The organism is Nocardioides sp. NPDC059952 (assembly GCF_042730435.1).
GTDB lineage: Bacteria > Actinomycetota > Actinomycetes > Propionibacteriales > Nocardioidaceae > Nocardioides.
Genome location: NZ_JBHWLY010000170.1, coordinates 1 through 1,183, shown reverse-complemented (window position 1 = coordinate 1,183; position 1,183 = coordinate 1). Strand labels below are relative to the sequence as shown.

Annotated in this window: 1 protein-coding gene; it reads right to left on the bottom strand. The window is 67.6% G+C overall.

Features of this window, described 5'->3' with window-relative positions:
• On the bottom strand, positions 1 to 1,090 hold a 1,090-nt coding region (locus ACFV9G_RS29955; protein ID WP_378733141.1), incomplete at its 3' end, for a hypothetical protein.
• Between the last annotated feature and the right edge of the window lie 93 nt (positions 1,091 to 1,183).

Genomic DNA, 1,183 nt, shown 5'->3' with positions numbered 1-1,183 from the left:
CCATCACCAGCAGGGTTGCCGGGCCAGGCAGCACCGGCAGCGCACCGACGGGCAGCACCAGCGCCAGCATCGCCGCCAACAACACCACAGCGGCGCACGCCAGTCGCGCCCGCAATCCTGGCGCTGCATGGCTGGCCGCAGGCCACAGCTGCATCGCCAGGCGCACGGCCACCCTCATCAAGACCAGCAGCAACGCAGCCAACCCTGCCGCACCGGCCAATGGCAGCAACGGCATCATCCAGTGCAGCTGCTGGTGCTGCTGCAGCGCCACCGACAACGGTCGCGTACTGGCCAATGCAGGGAACTCCACCAGGCCTGCCTGCAGCGCGGCCAGCACGATGAGCAGCAGCATGGCCAGCAGCAGCATGCCCGCCAGCAGCAGCGGCTGTCGTGCCCTCTCCTGCCGGCCCATGCCGGGAAACCCCAGTGCAAGGCCAACACTGGCGAACACACCGAGCAGCGGTACGCTTGCCGCCAGCACCCCACCCAGTCCGAAACGATAAGGCGCCGTTGCTTCCGGCAACCATGGAATCCAAAGTGCGTAGTGCACGTAACGCGCCGCCAGGGCCAGCAGGAGCAGGCCGATGCCGATCTTCATCGTCAGCAGCGCACAGGCAACCAACACCAAACGACGTGGCGGCAGCAACCCGACCACGCCCAGCAGAAGCAGGCCGAAGACCGCCGCCAGCTGATCCGGCATCGCGTTGCCGGCATCGATACCGCAGCGGAGCAGGAACACGCGCAGATGACTGGCCATGGATTGCGCCGCGCCGGCACTGGTCACCACCAGCTCCAGCAGCAACATGCCACCCAGCAGGCCGGCGGATACCCTGCCCCATCCCGCGCGCAGCAGACCCTGCAGGCCATCGACGGACAGTTGCTGGTTCAGGACGTGCAGACAGCACAGCAGGGGCACGGTGCCCAGCGCGGCCACCAGCAGGCTCAGTACGATGGCCGGTCCCGCCTGCGCGGCGGTGTGCTGACCGACCAGAGCGATCACGCTGCCCCCCAGCAGCAGCGTCAGTGCCACCGTCGCGACGTGATCCCTGCCGAGGCAGGCATCCCGGTCGCAGCTGTTGTCGCTGTCCATCGCAAGTCCCCTTTATATCCGCACAAGCGCGGTCGACAGGAGGCTGGCAGCGTGCGCCAAGTGGCGGTATCAGAATCCGTACTGTGCGCACCG